Source organism: Paenibacillus sp. UMB7766-LJ446, from assembly GCF_030226665.1.
GTDB classification, from domain to species: Bacteria; Bacillota; Bacilli; order Paenibacillales; family Paenibacillaceae; genus Paenibacillus; species Paenibacillus vandeheii.
The window spans coordinates 36,240-52,425 of the sequence record NZ_JASOYM010000024.1 but is presented as its reverse complement, the minus strand read 5'-3'; the positions used below and the strand labels follow the sequence as shown (position 1 = coordinate 52,425).

The window sequence follows — 16,186 nt, the reverse complement described above, 5'->3', positions numbered from 1 at the left end:
CTGGGAGAGTAGGACGCCGCCAAGCAAAGAACCACTGCCGATGTTATTCGGTGGTGGTTTTTATTTGTTTATAAGGATGAAAACTAGAATTAAACATTAGTTATATTAGTTTGGATACAGTTAACGATCTGGTTTAACCTAGGTAAACGCTACTCATATGGAGTGGCTTTTTTTATATATAAAATGAAGCTGTCCGTGCAAGAAATACAGTTGTATGCATGAGGCAATACACCTAATATAACCAGGGAGTTTCCCTTGACAGTCTAAATAACGCTTTGCTAAGATGGCAATAATAAATTTTTCAGAAAACGTATTTTCGGCATAAAATACAGCCTGGGATCTTCGGGTTTTGGACCGTAAAGCTGAGCAAACATAAGGAGGAACGCCCGCGTGTGGGAAGATAAATTTGGTAAGGAAGGTTTCACCTTCGACGATGTACTGCTGGTGCCCCGGAAGTCCGAGACACTGCCTAAAGAAGTGGACGTATCTGTTCGTTTGAGTGACAGCGTAAAACTGAATATTCCTTTGATTAGTGCTGGTATGGATACTGTTACTGAAGCGACATTGGCTATTGCGATTGCCCGTGAAGGCGGTATTGGTATCATCCATAAAAATATGTCTGTTGAGCAGCAAGCGGAGGAAGTGGATCGGGTTAAACGCTCGGAGAGTGGCGTTATCACCAACCCGTTCTCATTGACAGCGGAACATCTGGTTTCGGATGCAGAATCGGTTATGGCGAAATATCGCATTTCCGGTGTACCGATTGTCGAAGGAGATCAAAAGCTTGTGGGTATCCTGACAAATCGTGACTTGCGTTTTATCCACGACTTCTCCATTAAAATCAGTGAAGTCATGACTCGTGAGAATTTGGTTACTGCGCCTGTAGGTACTACACTGCAAGAAGCTGAAGGCATTCTCCAGAAACACAAAATCGAGAAACTTCCATTAGTAGATGAGTCCAACACACTGAAAGGTCTCATTACCATTAAAGATATTGAAAAAGCAATTCAATTCCCTAACGCAGCTAAAGATGCACAAGGACGTTTGCTGGTTGGTGCAGCGATCGGGATTTCCAAAGATACCTTTGAACGTGCTGATGCATTGGTTCAAGCTGGTGTTGACCTGATTACAGTAGACTCGGCACACGGACATCACATTAACATCATTGATGCCGTTCGTCAGCTGCGCGAGCGTTTCCCTACCCTGACGATTGTTGCTGGTAACGTTGCTACAGGCGATGCAACCCGTGAATTGATCGAAGCAGGGGCGTCAGTTGTCAAAGTAGGAATTGGTCCAGGCTCTATCTGTACAACTCGTGTAATTGCTGGTATTGGTGTTCCTCAAGTTACAGCAGTATACGATTGTGCCAATGTAGCACGTGAATATGGCGTACCAATCATTGCTGACGGTGGTATCAAGTACTCTGGTGAGATTACCAAGGCTCTTGCTGCAGGTGCTCATGCAGTTATGCTGGGAAGCTTGTTTGCAGGTACGGCAGAAAGCCCGGGAGAAACGGAAATCTTCCAAGGACGTAGTTACAAAGTTTACCGCGGCATGGGTTCAATGGCTGCAATGAAACAAGGAAGTAAAGATCGTTACTTCCAGGATGATGACAAAAAACTGGTTCCTGAAGGAATTGAGGGACGCGTTGCTTACAAAGGACCTTTATCTGATACCATTCATCAGTTGATTGGTGGTCTTCGTTCAGGTATGGGATACTGTGGTACAAGCAGTTTGGAACAGCTTCGTAATAACACTCAATTCATTCGTATTACAGGTGCGGGACTTCGCGAGAGTCATCCACATGACGTACAGATTACAAAAGAAGCACCTAACTACTCGTTGTAATCCGAATTGTGTTAATTATTCCCAGGACAGGCTTGGCGATTTTCGCCGGGTCTGTCTTTTTTTGCGGATACCCCTGTGATAGAATAGAACAAGCGGTGATGATCCTTTATGGATTGGGGCGTTGCGGCGGTTTTTTGACGTGAGTCTATGAAACTGCTTCTGACAATGAATCTGGATTGATAGAAAAAGGTTGCCCAGCAAGAAAAGAAGCGCGGACGTCCTTTTACATAAGCATTTCATTTAATGCTAACTAAGTGACAATCGATACGACTTCAGGAGCAATGACATTGCTCTTTCGATACAGCGCATATACTACACATCTCACACGTCATCTTCACCTGATAGGGACTAAGAAAAAATCGCAGCACAAGCTGCACTGAAGCACACAAGAGTAGCTTCGGACCGAAGGGAGTATTCATCATTGAAAGCCAAACAAATGAATAAGAAAAAACGTCAAATTCTCAAAAAAAGTGTAGCCTCGGTTATGCTGATTAATATGCTCTGCATGTCTGCGGTAATGCCTGTTATGGCTGCTGCCAACGATTCCGGCCAGGTATTGACCGCGGCGGCTACAACAACGAAGACAGAAAAGATCGTGAACATTCCTTCAGTAGATACACTGGGACTCGATGTAAAATCAGCCGTGCTGATGGAGGCTTCAACTGGACAAATTCTACTCGATGTTAATGCGGATAAAGCTATGCCGCCTGCCAGCATGACGAAAATGATGACAGAGTATATTGTGGCTGAGCAAGTTAAGCAAGGGAAATTAAACTGGGATGATGTCGTTACAGTTAAAAAGAACGCAGCACAAAGTGTAGGCTCACGTATTTTCCTCGCAGAGGGTGACCAACATACGGTCAAAGAGCTATACATTGCCATGGCTGTTGGATCTGCGAATGATGCCACCGTTGCTCTGGCCGAGCACGTGGCAGGCTCCGAAGAAGCTTTTGTAAAAATGATGAATGATGAAGCGAAGCGTATGGGAATGAAGGATAGCTATTTCATCAACTCGACAGGTCTGGACCGTGCGGATATGCCTGCGGATTTCCGTCCAGCTGAAGATAAAGAAATCGTTATGTCGGCACGGGATGCGGCCATTTTGTGCAGATACATCATCATGGATCACCCGGACTACAAAGATTTTACAACAATTCAATCCTATAAATTCCGTCCAAATGATAAAGATCCTATCATCAACTATAACTGGATGCTGGAAGCGAATAAAAATATAACCAATTTCAAAAGCTATGCCTACGAGGGTCTGGACGGAATGAAAACAGGCCATACCACGAACGCAGGGAATAACTTTACAGGAACGGCTGAACGTGATGGCATGCGTCTGATTAGTGTGGTTATGGGTACGGATTCAGAGCCGGCGCGTTTCAGAGAAACGAAGAAAGTATTGGATTATGGATTCAACAATTTTGAAGTTAAACAGGCGGTTGCTGCCAAAACTAAAGTCACAGGCTGGGAAGCTGTACCTGTGAAAAAAGGGACGGAAACGACTGTACCTGTAGTGACGGATAATGCTGTTAGTTTCGTTGTACCCAAAGGTACTCAAAACCTGGATGTCACTTTTAAAGCCAATGTAACTGAGGCTGATAAGCTGGTTGCTCCAATCAAGGCGGGAACCAAAGTTGGGACGGTTACTTATACGTATAAAGCGGATGGAATCGAGCCTCAGGAGAAGACAGTGAACCTTATTACCGCAGAAGAAGCTGAAAAAGGCGGCTGGTTCCGTCTCTTCTTCCGTGCAGTAAAAGATTTCTTCGTTGATCTGTTTGATGGCATCAAAAACCTGTTCTAATAGGCAAAGGCTCCAAGAGAACAGGATACAATGGCATTTTTAATATTGTGTCGATGGTCCATTGACAAAATACAAGTAATTCCGACCGGATGGATTGTATATTTACAATTTTTCCGGTAAAATATCAAGTTAGAATTCTACGTATGAATCAGCTAAAAAGTCTATTGTTCTTCTACCTGACATTAGAGGTTTCACATCCTGTTCTTGGACAAGATTGACACATACATTACGGGGGGCTTGGAATATGGAAACGGGAACATCACGCGTTAAAAGAGGTATGGCTGAAATGCAAAAAGGTGGCGTCATTATGGACGTTATGAATGCCGAACAAGCTAAAATAGCTGAAGCAGCAGGTGCAACAGCAGTTATGGCATTGGAGCGTGTTCCTTCTGATATTCGTGCAGCAGGAGGAGTAGCCCGTATGGCGGATCCAACCATTGTTGAAGAAGTGATGAAAGTCGTAACCATTCCTGTTATGGCCAAAGCGCGGATTGGTCATTATGTTGAAGCCAAGGTATTGGAATCCCTGGGAGTGGATTACCTCGATGAGAGTGAAGTTCTGACTCCAGCCGATGAAGTATTCCATATCGACAAACATGAGTTCACTGTACCGTTTGTATGTGGCGCCAAAGACTTGGGCGAAGCGTTGCGCCGGATCGGCGAAGGAGCTTCCATGATTCGTACCAAAGGTGAACCGGGAACAGGAAACATTGTCGAAGCCGTTCGTCACATGCGCTTTATTAATGGTCAGATTCGTAAAGTAACCAATATGTCCAAGGACGAGCTATATGCTGAAGCGAAGAACCTGGGCGTTGCATATGAGCTTTTGCTAGATGTACATGAGAATGGAAAGCTGCCTGTAGTTAACTTTGCAGCTGGTGGCGTAGCGACTCCTGCAGATGCTGCACTTATGATGCACCTGGGCGCAGATGGTGTATTTGTAGGCTCAGGGATTTTCAAATCGGACAGCCCTGAGAAATTTGCACGTGCCATCGTAGAAGCGACGACGCATTATACAGACTACAAACTGATTGCTGAAGTGTCCAAAAACCTTGGGGCACCGATGAAAGGTATTGAGATTTCCAAACTTGCACCTTCCGAGCGCATGCAGGATCGCGGTTGGTAAGAGAAGGGGAATTGCAAATGAAAATTGGCGTTTTAGCACTTCAAGGGGCAGTCACAGAGCATATTCGTAGTATTGAACGGGCCGGAGCAGAGGGATTGGCTATCAAACAGGTTCAGCAACTTGAGGAGCTGGATGGGCTGATTCTTCCTGGCGGTGAGAGTACCACGATTGGCAAACTAATGCGCAAATATGGTTTCATGGAGGCCATTCGGGCATTCGCTGCTGAGGGTAAACCAGTGTTCGGAACCTGTGCTGGTTTGATCGTTATGGCTAAACATATTGCAGGACAAGAGGAAGCTCATTTGGAGCTGATGGATATGACCGTATCCAGAAATGCATTTGGACGGCAGAGGGAAAGCTTTGAAACAGATCTTCCGGTTAAAGGTATTGAGGAAACGGTAAGGGCTGTGTTCATTCGGGCACCTCTGATTGAGAGTGTGGGGAACCAGGTAGAGGTTCTTTCCACTTACAAGGATGAGATTGTTACTGCTCGGCAGGGGCATCTGCTGGCTTGCTCCTATCATCCAGAACTGACAGATGATTATCGGCTGCATGCTTACTTCGTAGACATGGCCAGATCGTATAAACAGTCTGTACAGAACCAATAGTGAATGATATACAACCTATGATCTGCCGGTATACCAGATCAGTCCTTCAGAGGCTCACAAGGCTTGCTGGTGAGGTGCTGTCTGGTCGGATGCCTGATGTTGCCCGTATTTAAGCGGGAATCGCAGCGTAGGGTAGCGCCGGAGGCCATAGGTTGTTTTTTACCAATAAGGAATCATAAAAGTTATGCGGAGCCGCAAAGCTATGGAATGGGCAATAAGGAAGGTTTCTACTTTGTGGTGTTATTTAGGAGGGGTATCTAGTGCTTGATGTGAAAATATTGAGGAATGAGTACGCACGTGTTGAAGAAGCGTTGACGAACCGCGGCAAATCGCTGGATCTAATCGCCGGGTTCTCGGAGATGGACGCCAAGCGTCGCGAATTGCTGCAAGAGAATGAAAACCTGAAAAATCGCCGGAATACTGTTTCTGGTGAAGTAGCCAAACTTAAAAAGAATGGTGAAAATGCGGACGATCTGATTGTTGAGATGCGTGAGGTTTCCGACCGAATCAAAGCAATGGACGAAGAAGTGCGTGAACTGGAAGCGAAAATCAATGATCTTACGATGGCGATTCCGAACATCCCTAATGAGAGTGTACCTATTGGTGCGTCTGAAGATGATAATGTGGAGATTCGACGTTGGGAAGAGCCTAAGTCGTTTTCCTTTACACCAAAAGCACATTGGGAAATCGCACAGGATCTCGATATTCTTGATTTTGAAGCGGCTGCCAAAGTTACAGGGTCCCGTTTCACCTTTTATAAGGGGCTTGGTGCACGTCTGGAACGTGCCTTGATTAACTTCATGATGGATCTCCACAGTGATCAGCATGGATACGAAGAGATTTTGCCACCATACATCGTAAACCGGGACAGCTTGTTTGGAACGGGTCAACTGCCGAAGTTCGAGGAAGACCTGTTCAAGCTGAAAGATACAGAGTATTACTTGATACCTACCGCTGAAGTTCCGGTAACGAACTATCATCGCGAGGAGATTCTGAATGCAGATCAACTGCCGAAGCACTTTGTAGCATACAGCTCTTGTTTCCGATCCGAAGCCGGTTCTGCTGGACGGGATACACGCGGCTTGATTCGTCAGCACCAGTTCAATAAAGTGGAGTTGTTGAAACTGTCTTCTCCTGAAACCTCTTATGAGGAATTGGAGAAAATGACACAAAATGCGGAACGTGTGCTTCAATTATTGGGACTGCCTTACCGTGTTCTGACGTTGTGCACGGCAGATATGGGCTTCACCTCTGCGAAAACGTATGACATTGAGGTCTGGTTGCCGGAAAGCAATACGTATCGTGAAATTTCGTCTTGCTCCAACTGCGAAGACTTCCAGGCACGTCGGGCCAATATCCGCTTCCGTAGAGAACCAAAAGCGAAACCGGAATTTGTTCATACCTTAAATGGTTCAGGACTGGCAGTAGGGCGTACAGTAGCTGCTATACTGGAGAACTACCAACAAGAAGATGGAACAGTGGTTATTCCTGAAGCACTGCGTCCTTACATGGGCGGAGTCAGCGTGATTGCACGTCGTTCCTAAGCTATTCAATAAATGAATGAAAGAAACCGTCTCCTGACCAATGGAAGTTCGAACTTCCCATTGGCTAAGGAGACGGTTTTTTTTGTTGGGTAGGGTTATGATGATTTTGTACAATGCAGCCTAGTACGTATGTCCATGTTGTAAATGTAGAACTAACGCAAAGAAAGTGCGAACGGAATCATATGTTGTGCGACTTCAAATTCCCTGTGCGTTGAATCGATTTTGTTCATGTTGACTTCAAAAATCCAAATCTCACCCAGCGAATCAATCCCTACATCAATGCCCAGCTCGCAGATTCGCTCCTTCACATGGCCTGCAATGTGATCAGCCGTCATGTTCGCCATTCGTTCCAGTCTCATCAGCATGACTTCTTCCTTATTAGGAAACTCATGACGAGAAAGGCAGTCCCATGTCGTAAATGCACGAAGTGAGCCGGCGTCGTTTACCACCTTATACTCGCTAGGGGTAGAGAGAAAAGGGAAAGCGGAAATGAAAGACCATTCCCCGCTTCCGTTCCGGACCAGATGCAGTCTTATATGATAAGGAAGTCCCTTCCTGGTTTCGCTGCGAACAAACTTTTGAATAATTAATCCCTTCTGGGCTGCAAGCATGGAAATCAGTTGCCCGAACTCCTCACCATTCATTTGGTGAACAAGCTCATGAGTCTTTACGGAGAAGCCTTCCTGTTCACGCTGAACAACAATGATTCCGCTGCCGAACGGGCCTATCGAGGGTTTAATGATGGAAGTCCCGTAAGTATCGATGAAAGCCAAAATCTCACCACCGTTTTCAACGGCAGTATACGGGATCAGATGCGAACTAAGCTCTGCATAATTTTGAAGTATTTCAAAAACTTCTTTCTTGCTAAAGGAACCTTCGTTTCGTTCATCGGTGAAAGGTATATGTCTTAAAGCCTCGTATACATCACTGTAATTCGTATTTCCACGTGCCTTCAATCGGTCATAGACCACATCGGGGAAGGGACAGTACCGAGCTTCCCACTCCCCGTCCTCCAGGACATATCCTTTGATATAACGTAATTCCGCATGAACATCGTGTGGAGCAAAATAGTAAAACGCTGCATTATTCCATTTTGCTGAATAGGCACAGGCATCCGCGAGTTGCTTATCATTGGGGTCATTGGTAAGCATGGCAATAACGGGATGGGGTACTAATTGCCCTGCTTTGGCTACATAGTGGGCATATTCAATCGCTCTTGCTGCTCGAACCTGTTCATGAGACGGTGTTGGGGGGCTAACATTGGCTTCCACGAAATATATTCGGCCTTCCGGAGTCACGATAAAATCCATGCCAAGCTCATCAATAAGAAAGGAATACGAACGGTTGATTGTCTCTGCCATACGAATAGCAAGCCGCTCCATCTCACGACTGATCCGGTCTGCTTGACTTGGGAATAAACGATAGAGCAGATCAGCAACATCCTCAATGCGGCCACCTTTACTTATATTTCTGATGATGGAGTCCGTATTTCCAATGCGGGCATACATTTTGGTCAGGGCCCATCGTCCCGTTCCATCACGCTGAATATGTATTCGGAAATCAATAACTTCTCCGTGAACATCCAAATAAGCAAGAAATTGATCCGGATCCTGCAAGCATTCTGTCGGAATGAGGTAATCTTTGAAGAGGGACTCCAATTTCTTCTGAATGTCGTATTTTCCATGAATCAGAAATGTTGTAAAAGGGACCCTCCGGCGAAGCCAGTCCTCACATTCAGGTCTGTTCTGACCAGGCTCAGGTGCTTCATTAAGCACCACGTCAGGGAGGGGGACGTTCCTTTGCACCCATGAATTTCCTTCCCGGAAGGTACCATGAATCACTTCCTGTTCCACATCAATGTGACTGGCATCAAAAAGGAAAACATGCGCACCTTTTTTCATTCCCTCCGAGATCAGTTCGCTGATTCGTTCCTCAGGTAAGGAGTTCAAAGGGTCATTGTTCCGATACACACCTATAAACAATTCATCACCCCATCATGAAAAAGTCTAGATTCAATTATACAGGGCACGGCTGAACAGATTCTGAACAACAATTCCAATCGTCGGGCCAGCGCGGTTTATCTTTACTTGGTAGAGGAAATCCCTTCTTCATAAAATTGGATATATAAATTCTTATAAAAAGGTTGCTTTCTGGCATACAATTATGTTATGATCAATTTCGTTGGCAAGTTTATAAAAGTTAATGTCCTGGAGAGGTACCGAAGCGGTCATAACGGGGCGGTCTTGAAAACCGTTAGGGGGCAACTCCACGTGGGTTCGAATCCCACCCTCTCCGCCATACTACAATTATGATAAGGATCTGAGCGATAAGCTCGGGTCCTTTTTTGCATTTATTTATACATCTTGCGCAGTTGCATATACGCTGTATTTCCAGAGCGTGTTTACTTCAGAAAATCAGTTTGTTTCAATATCCATGTGATGCATAAAAATATCCGAATCGCCGCATTTTATATAAGAGTGGAGGTGGTAAGATGAACCGCGAATTAAACATAGATCAGACGGAGCTTGTAGGTGCTTGGCAGGAAAGATTGCCTGAAGTTCTAAATGTCGGAGATCGGGCTCAGGTTATGGCTGACGAGGCCGATCAGCAGGCTATTCGAATTCACATTGCAACAGCGGGACACCAGATGTACTCTTTTGATTTCAAGTGTGCCTATGTGGATTCTCGTGAAGTCAGTGTGCAGCTGATTGATGTGGAACGTGATGGCAGAACGACGGATGAGCGGACAGAGCCCATTCAGGAATTGGCTCAGGATTACACGCGTCATATTCATGAATGTGCCCAGTCGTTGCAACCCAAAACCAGACAGTAGGTAGACGTCAAAGGAGTGGTAATACGTGAGCAAAGCCAAAGCTGGAACTGATAAAAACTTGCAAAATGTAGTCGCTGATCTGGATCAGATACCTGTGAATAGTCACCATGCCCAACAGATTCAACAGGACTCGAATGACCGTCGGCATCAGGATTCCATGAATCATGACAAAACGGAAGATATGGACCCGTCCCATTCCTAATCCAAACGAAGAGGGGGGAACAACATGAGCAAACCCAAAACAACACCTGTGCCTGAAGCCCAGGCTGCTGAGCAACACCGAAAACCTGAAAAGCATTCTTCCATGCAGGAACCGTTGTCTCCAAAAAAGTGAAAAACCAGAACCATGTGGATCATAACAATCCTCAGGGCTAGGTTAACTAAAGGAAAGATCATTCCTTTCCTTAGCACATATTAAAAATGCATAACAATTCCTATAACTCCGGTTAACTAACCGGGGTTTTTGCGCGTTCATACATGAATTAAAGGAGTGCACCATTGATATTTAAAGCTTACATAGGTCTTTGTAGCCAATTTAGAGAGTAAAGCTCACAAATTTCCCAAATCGTGTTTCCGTTTCAGAATAAATGGTATATCATTGATATTGAATTATTTTTTTGGGGTTATCACGAGAGGAGAGAAACAAATGACTAAACGTATGGGGGCGCTTCTTCTTACGTTGCTGTTAACCGTATCTATGGCACTGACAGCATGTAGCAGCAAGCAAGAACCGAAAGAGGCAATGAAGACGGCGGCAGCCAATGCTTCCAAACTGACTTCGTATGAGATGAGTTCTAATTTCACTATTAATGAATTGAGCTATAAAGCTGCAGACGAGTCACAGCAGGATCCAACGATGTCTCAGTTTATGAGCATGCTGAAGGATGCCCAGTTGAATGTAACTGGCGTATACCAAAGTGAGCCAATGCAAACCGAAATGACGGTAGGCATTGAACTTAAGGGCGATATGGGTATGACATTTACCATTCCAATGGTTATGACCGCTGAGAAGTTATATGTTAAGGTGCCAAGTATTCCGTTCTTCCCGATTCCGGAAACAGTTGTTGGTAAATTCCTGGAGCTGGATCTGAAAGAACTGGCTGAGCAGGAAGGAACGGAATGGAACCCGGATGCTATGGATGCCGCGAAAACACAAAAGCTGAGCAATGAAGTTATGGATGCGGTTCTGAGCGAGTATGACCAGGATAAATTCTTTAAAAACCTGGATGTGAAGGATGCGCAGCTTCCTGAAGGTTTGGATGCCAAGCAAGTGGTTCAATTTTCGGTCAACAATGACAATGTGAAAGAAGCCGTTACTGTTCTGGTAACCAAAGCACTGCCAAAAGTACTGGATATCATCTCTAAAGAAGAATATCGTGACATGTTGCAAATGAGTCAGGCAGATATCGACAAAGCCAAAGAGGATTTGAAGATCACTGAAGCAGATCAAGCTGAAATGGCTAAAGATCTGGACCAATTGAAAGACACACTGACCATTAACCAGTTCCACATTGATTTTGCTTTAGACAAAAAAGATTTCCCGGTATATCAAAAAATGGTTGCTGATCTGTTGATTAAACAGCCTGATACCAAGGATGAAGTTAAGCTTGCATTCACTGGATCAAACACATACACCAAAATTAACGAGAAGCCAGCTTTCAAAATCAATATTCCTACTGGTGAGGACGTTATAACAATGGATGAGTTTGAAGAACTAATGAACGCATCTTACGGATACTAAGTCACCGATTCATACGTTAAAGCAAAGAGCCGCTCGACCTTAGGGTTGAGCGGCTCTTTGTATGTTGTTTCCACGGTTTGTTCCATTACTGTAACGATTCGCCTAAGTCCTCGGCCAGCACAGCGTAGATCTGATGATCCTGATACGCTCCGTTAATTTTGAGATATTTACGAGCAATGCCCTCAGCCTGAAAGCCGTTTTTCTCTAGGACACGTTTGGAACCAGTATTGGATAACAGGATGGCCGCCTGAACACGATTTAATTTCAAGGCACGGAAGGCGTAGGATACAGCGAGCTTCACGGCTGCGGTCATTCGTCCGCCGCCCTGATAGTCTGGATGGATAAAGTATCCCATATCAGCATAATTGGCAACGCCCTGAACGACATTGTTCAAGCTAACCTGGCCAATAAGAACACCATCATCGATTGTGAAAATTCCGAATTGATACCCTGTTCCTTCCTCTCCTGCCTGCATTCTATCCTGAATACGTCTGGTTTGCGCATGCAGCGTATAGAATTCATCATCCCGGATAGGCTCAACAGCTTGGTAGGGAAGACGTGTGATTTGAATAAGAGCAAGATACGCTTCTGTATCTTGTGAAGTAAGTAACCGGAGACTTATCCCTTTTGGTGTGTCGTACAGTGTAAGCGGCATGGATTGCACTTCCTTTCCTGATGGGTGTCAGATTCTATCTTTTGCGTAAACGCCGGAAAAACTGAGTCAGCATGGTGGAGCACTCCGGTTGCAGAATGTCAGCAACCACTTCGGTTCGGTGATTAAAACGAGGTTCCTGCAATAAATTCATCAGCGTTCCTGCACAGCCGGCCTTGGGGTCAGCGGTACCATATATGACTCGAGGTACTCTGGATTGTACAATAGCACCTGCACACATGGGACAAGGCTCCAGTGTGACGTACAGACTGCAATCCAGGAGTCTCCATGCACCGATGGCCTCACTGGCCTGCCTTATGGCGACCATCTCCGCATGTGCTGTGGAATCAAGTGTTGTTTCGCGCAGGTTGTAACCACGTCCAATAATGCGGTTATGTTGAACAATTACAGCCCCGATGGGTACTTCACCAAGTGCTTCCGCTTTGTAAGCTTCAGCAATAGCTTCACGCATCCAGTGCTCATGTTGAGCCTCCTCCGAGAGATGCGAAAGATCAGGTTGGAGAACGTCATCCTTCATTAAAATATAAAACTCCTTCCAAAGAGCATTTGTGCGGCGAACAAACATTCGTTTGTTAACATGTTGTGTATAAGTCTGTGGATAACTGATGAGTTGCTCACATAGTTATGAACATACTATCCACATGCCTGTGGATTTGTGTATATCTTTTAGTGGTTATTCCCATTGTAGGCATGGAAAAGACAAAATACAATGGAATTCGCGTTTTTCAGCCAAACGGTAACTTTTGGACGAGGGTCAATTATCCTTTTCAAATAGACAGACAACAGTTATGATGGATATAGGTTTTGCCATATATCGCCAGAGGGTACAAGCCGAGAGGTGAACGAAAAAGTTGTCTATTAAAACGAAATTATCCATGATTATGTCGTGCTCGGTGCTCGTCATATTAGTTTTGAATATAGCACTGAGTTATTATACTACAGAAGAGAATTTAAGGCAGGACAGCGAAAACAAGATGGTGCTTACGGCCAAACAGATTGCAATTGCTGTCGAACAGAGTCAGTCCAGTTCAGAATATGTAAAACGACAGATTGGGAACAATCTGTGGTTGGCCTCTGTAATGGCAGCGGAAGAATTGGACCCGGATATTCATAATATCACAAATGAAGATCTGGTTCGCATGAGAGAAAAAGTCGGGGTCTCCCATATTTCGTTGATGGAGCAAACGGCTGATGATATTGTGGTTACCCGGTCTTCCGATCCAAAGGAGATTGGATTGTCTACCAAATCCATGACGTATTGGTATCAGGCATTTAAACAGCTTTTCGAAAATCATCAGGTTACGATTTCACAGGGACAGAAATTGGACCATTTTTGGTCGGATGGATTCGAATACTCTACATCCAATCCGTCAGATGTTGATATCTGGGGTTACTATCATGATGGGAAGAGAAATTACATAATCAATCCCTTCTATAATAATGCCGCTGTTGACAGCTATGTGAAGATCTCTGGTCCAGACGAGATTTTGAATAAGATTCGTGAAGTTAATCCATCGATTCTGGAGATTACAGGCATCAACCCGTTGACCTTCGGCAGCTCAAGCATGAGCAATGACGGAAGGGATACGAACCACAGCAAGCTAAACAACAGGCCTATTCGTTTCGGTACATATCAATATGGTACCGCAGAAGAGGATCACAAGGCGGTTGTACGGGCAATTCGTACTGGGCAGAATGTATCCTTTGTCAGTGAAACTCATGAACAAAAGGTACTCAAAAGCTTCATTCCTATATTTACTCCAAATGAATCATCTTATGTGATCAGTATTGTCATGGACTATAAGCAAATATCCTCCATGGTATCTGAACAGCTGGTTAGCCATGCCTCGATTTCACTTGTGTTGCTGGAGATTGTGATCTTTGGCAGCTATTTGCTTGCGGGCTATATTACGCGTCCTATTCAATCTATTTTGGGCAAAGTGAATGATGTGGCTGACGGTCATTTTGACTTCCGTCTGAAAGTGAGAAGGAAAGATGAACTGGGCCAATTAGCCAATCGTATTAATGCCATGATTCGTAATTTGGGGCATTATACGAATCGCCTGAAACAGATGTATGAAGAAAATCGGGCGGTAAAAGAGCATTTGGAATCGATCATTAACCAAACGGCAGACGCGATTCATATTACGGATCTGGATGGAAATGTACTGCGGGTGAATCGTGCCTTTGAGCAGTTGTATGGCTGGCGCAGTCGTGAAGTTGAAGGCCGCCAATTGAAGATTATCCCTCCTGGTACTGAAGAGCAGATGCGAGAGCAGCATGCCCAGTTGATTGAGGGCATGTCCATTACCTCTAATGAAACGACATGGATGAAGAAGGACGGCAGCCGTGTCGAAGTTAGCGTGAGTACAGCACCAGTTCGGGATGAAGCAGGCGAGATTACAGCACTAATTAGTGTATCCAGAGACATTACCAGCCGTAATCGTATGGAGGAGCTGCTCAGACGTTCCGAGAAACTGACGACGGTAGGCCAGCTGGCAGCCGGGGTTGCACATGAAATACGTAATCCGCTTACAACGCTGCGTGGTTTCCTCCAGCTCCAACAAGAGACGAATAAGCTTAATCATCGTCACCTGGATTTGATGCTGTCCGAGCTGGATCGAATTAATCTCATTGTGGGTGAGTTTCTGATACTGGCGAAACCACAGGCGGTTCATTTTCAGGAACGGGATATTCGCTTCATTCTGGGAGATGTTATATCATTACTGGACAGCCAGGCGCATCTGCATGGTGTGGAATTTGTACTGAATGCTTCATCCGACTCAGCTATGGTACACTGTGAAGAGAACCAGTTGAAGCAGGTCTTCATTAACTTGTTGAAGAACGGCATGGAGGCTATGCCAGACGGAGGCAATATCCGAATTAAACTCAATCATGACGAAGAGAATAATCGGGTTCGGATTGAAATCAAGGATGAAGGCACTGGAATTCCAGAAGAACTGATGCCTAAGCTGGGAGAACCGTTCTTTACAAGCAAGGAATCGGGTACAGGGCTTGGCCTGATGGTCAGCCAGCGCATTATTCAATCACACAAGGGCATGATGGATATCAAAAGCGTCATGAACAAGGGGACGACCGTCATTATCGATCTGCCTGCTTCCCAGCAGCAACCGGAAAGTATAGAGGAAGAGCATAAGACGGACAATGAACCTACAGACGAAGAGAACTAGACGAGGTGAGATTACCTTTTGCGTATTAATAAATTTATCAGTGAAACAGGTTTTTGTTCCCGTCGGGAGGCCGACCGATTGGTGGAAAGCGGAAAAGTAACGATTAATGGAGTGACGGCAGAACTGGGCAGTCAAGCAGAAGATGGTGATGATGTTCGAATTAATGGTCAACCCATTAAGGAAAAACGCAAACACGTATATATTGCGCTCAATAAACCTGTTGGAATAACGAGTACAACTGAGCGTCACATTCAAGGGAATATCGTTGATTTTGTAGGGCACAAAGAGCGCATCTTCCCGATTGGTCGTCTGGATAAGGATTCGGAAGGTCTGATCCTGATGACCAATGACGGAGATATCGTCAATCGAATTCTAAGAGCCGAAGGGCGCCATGAGAAAGAATATATTGTGACCGTGGATCGTGCAGTAACGCCAAGTTTCTTGAGAGGCATGAGCACAGGCGTCAAGATCCTTGGCGAAATGACGTTGCCTTGTACGGTGACTCGCATATCTGATCGGGTGTTCCGCATTATTCTGACGGAGGGGAAAAACCGTCAAATTCGCCGGATGTGTAGTGCATTTGGCTATGAGGTTCGGAAGTTGAAGCGGATTCGAATTATGAACATTCATCTTGGCGAACAGGCCACAGGCACATGGAGAGAACTAACGTCCGCAGAAAAATCGGAATTAAGCAGTCTCCTGGACTATACGATGGAATAAATAATAAATAATGATTGTCAAAGCGCTGCTTTCCACAAGGAAAGCAGCGCTTTTGATATCAGTGGATAGAAAAAAGTCACTCTCCTGTAATG

The 16,186-nt window shown here is 45.0% G+C and carries 14 protein-coding genes and 1 tRNA gene; 12 read left to right on the top strand and 3 right to left on the bottom strand.

Annotated elements, in window-relative coordinates; translation table 11 throughout:
• Positions 1-390 precede the first annotated feature (390 nt).
• From guaB to serS, 5 genes are all read left to right on the top strand, one after another.
• Positions 391-1,848, top strand: a complete 1,458-nt coding sequence (guaB, locus tag QP794_RS32415; protein ID WP_285080748.1) for an IMP dehydrogenase — start codon at positions 391-393, stop codon at positions 1,846-1,848.
• Positions 1,849-2,269: 421 nt separating this feature from the next.
• Positions 2,270-3,658 (top strand): D-alanyl-D-alanine carboxypeptidase family protein, encoded by a 1,389-nt coding sequence (locus QP794_RS32410; protein ID WP_483311978.1) that lies wholly within the window; start codon positions 2,270-2,272, stop codon positions 3,656-3,658.
• A 244-nt stretch (positions 3,659-3,902) separates the two neighbouring features.
• Positions 3,903-4,784, top strand: coding sequence for a pyridoxal 5'-phosphate synthase lyase subunit PdxS (gene pdxS, locus QP794_RS32405; protein ID WP_024628815.1), 882 nt, complete (start codon positions 3,903-3,905; stop codon positions 4,782-4,784).
• Positions 4,785-4,801: 17 nt separating this feature from the next.
• Positions 4,802-5,392 carry a pyridoxal 5'-phosphate synthase glutaminase subunit PdxT gene (gene pdxT, locus QP794_RS32400; protein ID WP_024628814.1) on the top strand — a complete coding sequence of 197 codons (591 nt, stop codon included), beginning with the start codon at positions 4,802-4,804 and terminating at the stop codon, positions 5,390-5,392.
• Positions 5,393-5,652: 260 nt separating this feature from the next.
• Positions 5,653-6,936: a serine--tRNA ligase gene (gene serS / locus QP794_RS32395; protein WP_079345530.1), complete on the top strand. Its 1,284-nt coding sequence runs from the start codon at positions 5,653-5,655 to the stop codon at positions 6,934-6,936.
• Positions 6,937-7,088: 152 nt separating this feature from the next.
• Here the strand turns inward: serS and QP794_RS32390 are convergent, their stop codons facing one another.
• A complete protein-coding gene (locus QP794_RS32390) occupies positions 7,089-8,885 on the bottom strand; it encodes a YheC/YheD family protein (RefSeq protein ID WP_285080747.1) in 1,797 nt (598 codons plus the stop codon).
• A gap of 260 nt (positions 8,886-9,145) precedes the next feature.
• Between QP794_RS32390 and QP794_RS32385 the strand changes: the two genes are divergently transcribed.
• The 5 genes from QP794_RS32385 (at position 9,146) to QP794_RS32365 (ending at position 11,510) form a co-directional block, all read left to right on the top strand.
• Positions 9,146-9,234 (top strand) — tRNA-Ser (locus QP794_RS32385).
• Positions 9,235-9,427: 193 nt separating this feature from the next.
• Positions 9,428-9,769, top strand: coding sequence for a hypothetical protein (locus QP794_RS32380; protein WP_024628811.1), 342 nt, complete (start codon positions 9,428-9,430; stop codon positions 9,767-9,769).
• Positions 9,770-9,794: 25 nt separating this feature from the next.
• Positions 9,795-9,971, top strand: coding sequence for a hypothetical protein (locus QP794_RS32375; RefSeq protein ID WP_173405207.1), 177 nt, complete (start codon positions 9,795-9,797; stop codon positions 9,969-9,971).
• Between the two features lie 24 nt (positions 9,972-9,995).
• Positions 9,996-10,103 carry a small acid-soluble spore protein P gene (locus QP794_RS32370; protein ID WP_483311977.1) on the top strand — a complete coding sequence of 36 codons (108 nt, stop codon included), beginning with the start codon at positions 9,996-9,998 and terminating at the stop codon, positions 10,101-10,103.
• Between the two features lie 312 nt (positions 10,104-10,415).
• Positions 10,416-11,510, top strand: a complete 1,095-nt coding sequence (locus QP794_RS32365; RefSeq protein WP_079345534.1) for a hypothetical protein — start codon at positions 10,416-10,418, stop codon at positions 11,508-11,510.
• 85 nt (positions 11,511-11,595) lie between these two features.
• On the opposite strand, the gene QP794_RS32360 is transcribed toward QP794_RS32365, so the two are convergent.
• Entirely contained in the window at positions 11,596-12,165 is a 570-nt protein-coding gene (locus tag QP794_RS32360) for a GNAT family N-acetyltransferase (RefSeq protein ID WP_285080746.1), read from the bottom strand.
• A gap of 34 nt (positions 12,166-12,199) precedes the next feature.
• Positions 12,200-12,700, bottom strand: coding sequence for a tRNA adenosine(34) deaminase TadA (gene tadA / locus QP794_RS32355; RefSeq protein WP_094939376.1), 501 nt, complete (start codon positions 12,698-12,700; stop codon positions 12,200-12,202).
• A gap of 334 nt (positions 12,701-13,034) precedes the next feature.
• Between tadA and QP794_RS32350 the strand changes: the two genes are divergently transcribed.
• Positions 13,035-15,374: a PAS domain S-box protein gene (locus QP794_RS32350; RefSeq protein ID WP_285080745.1), complete on the top strand. Its 2,340-nt coding sequence runs from the start codon at positions 13,035-13,037 to the stop codon at positions 15,372-15,374.
• Between the two features lie 18 nt (positions 15,375-15,392).
• Positions 15,393-16,094, top strand: a complete 702-nt coding sequence (gene rluF, locus QP794_RS32345) for a 23S rRNA pseudouridine(2604) synthase RluF (protein WP_285080743.1) — start codon at positions 15,393-15,395, stop codon at positions 16,092-16,094.
• The last annotated feature ends 92 nt before the right edge of the window (positions 16,095-16,186 follow it).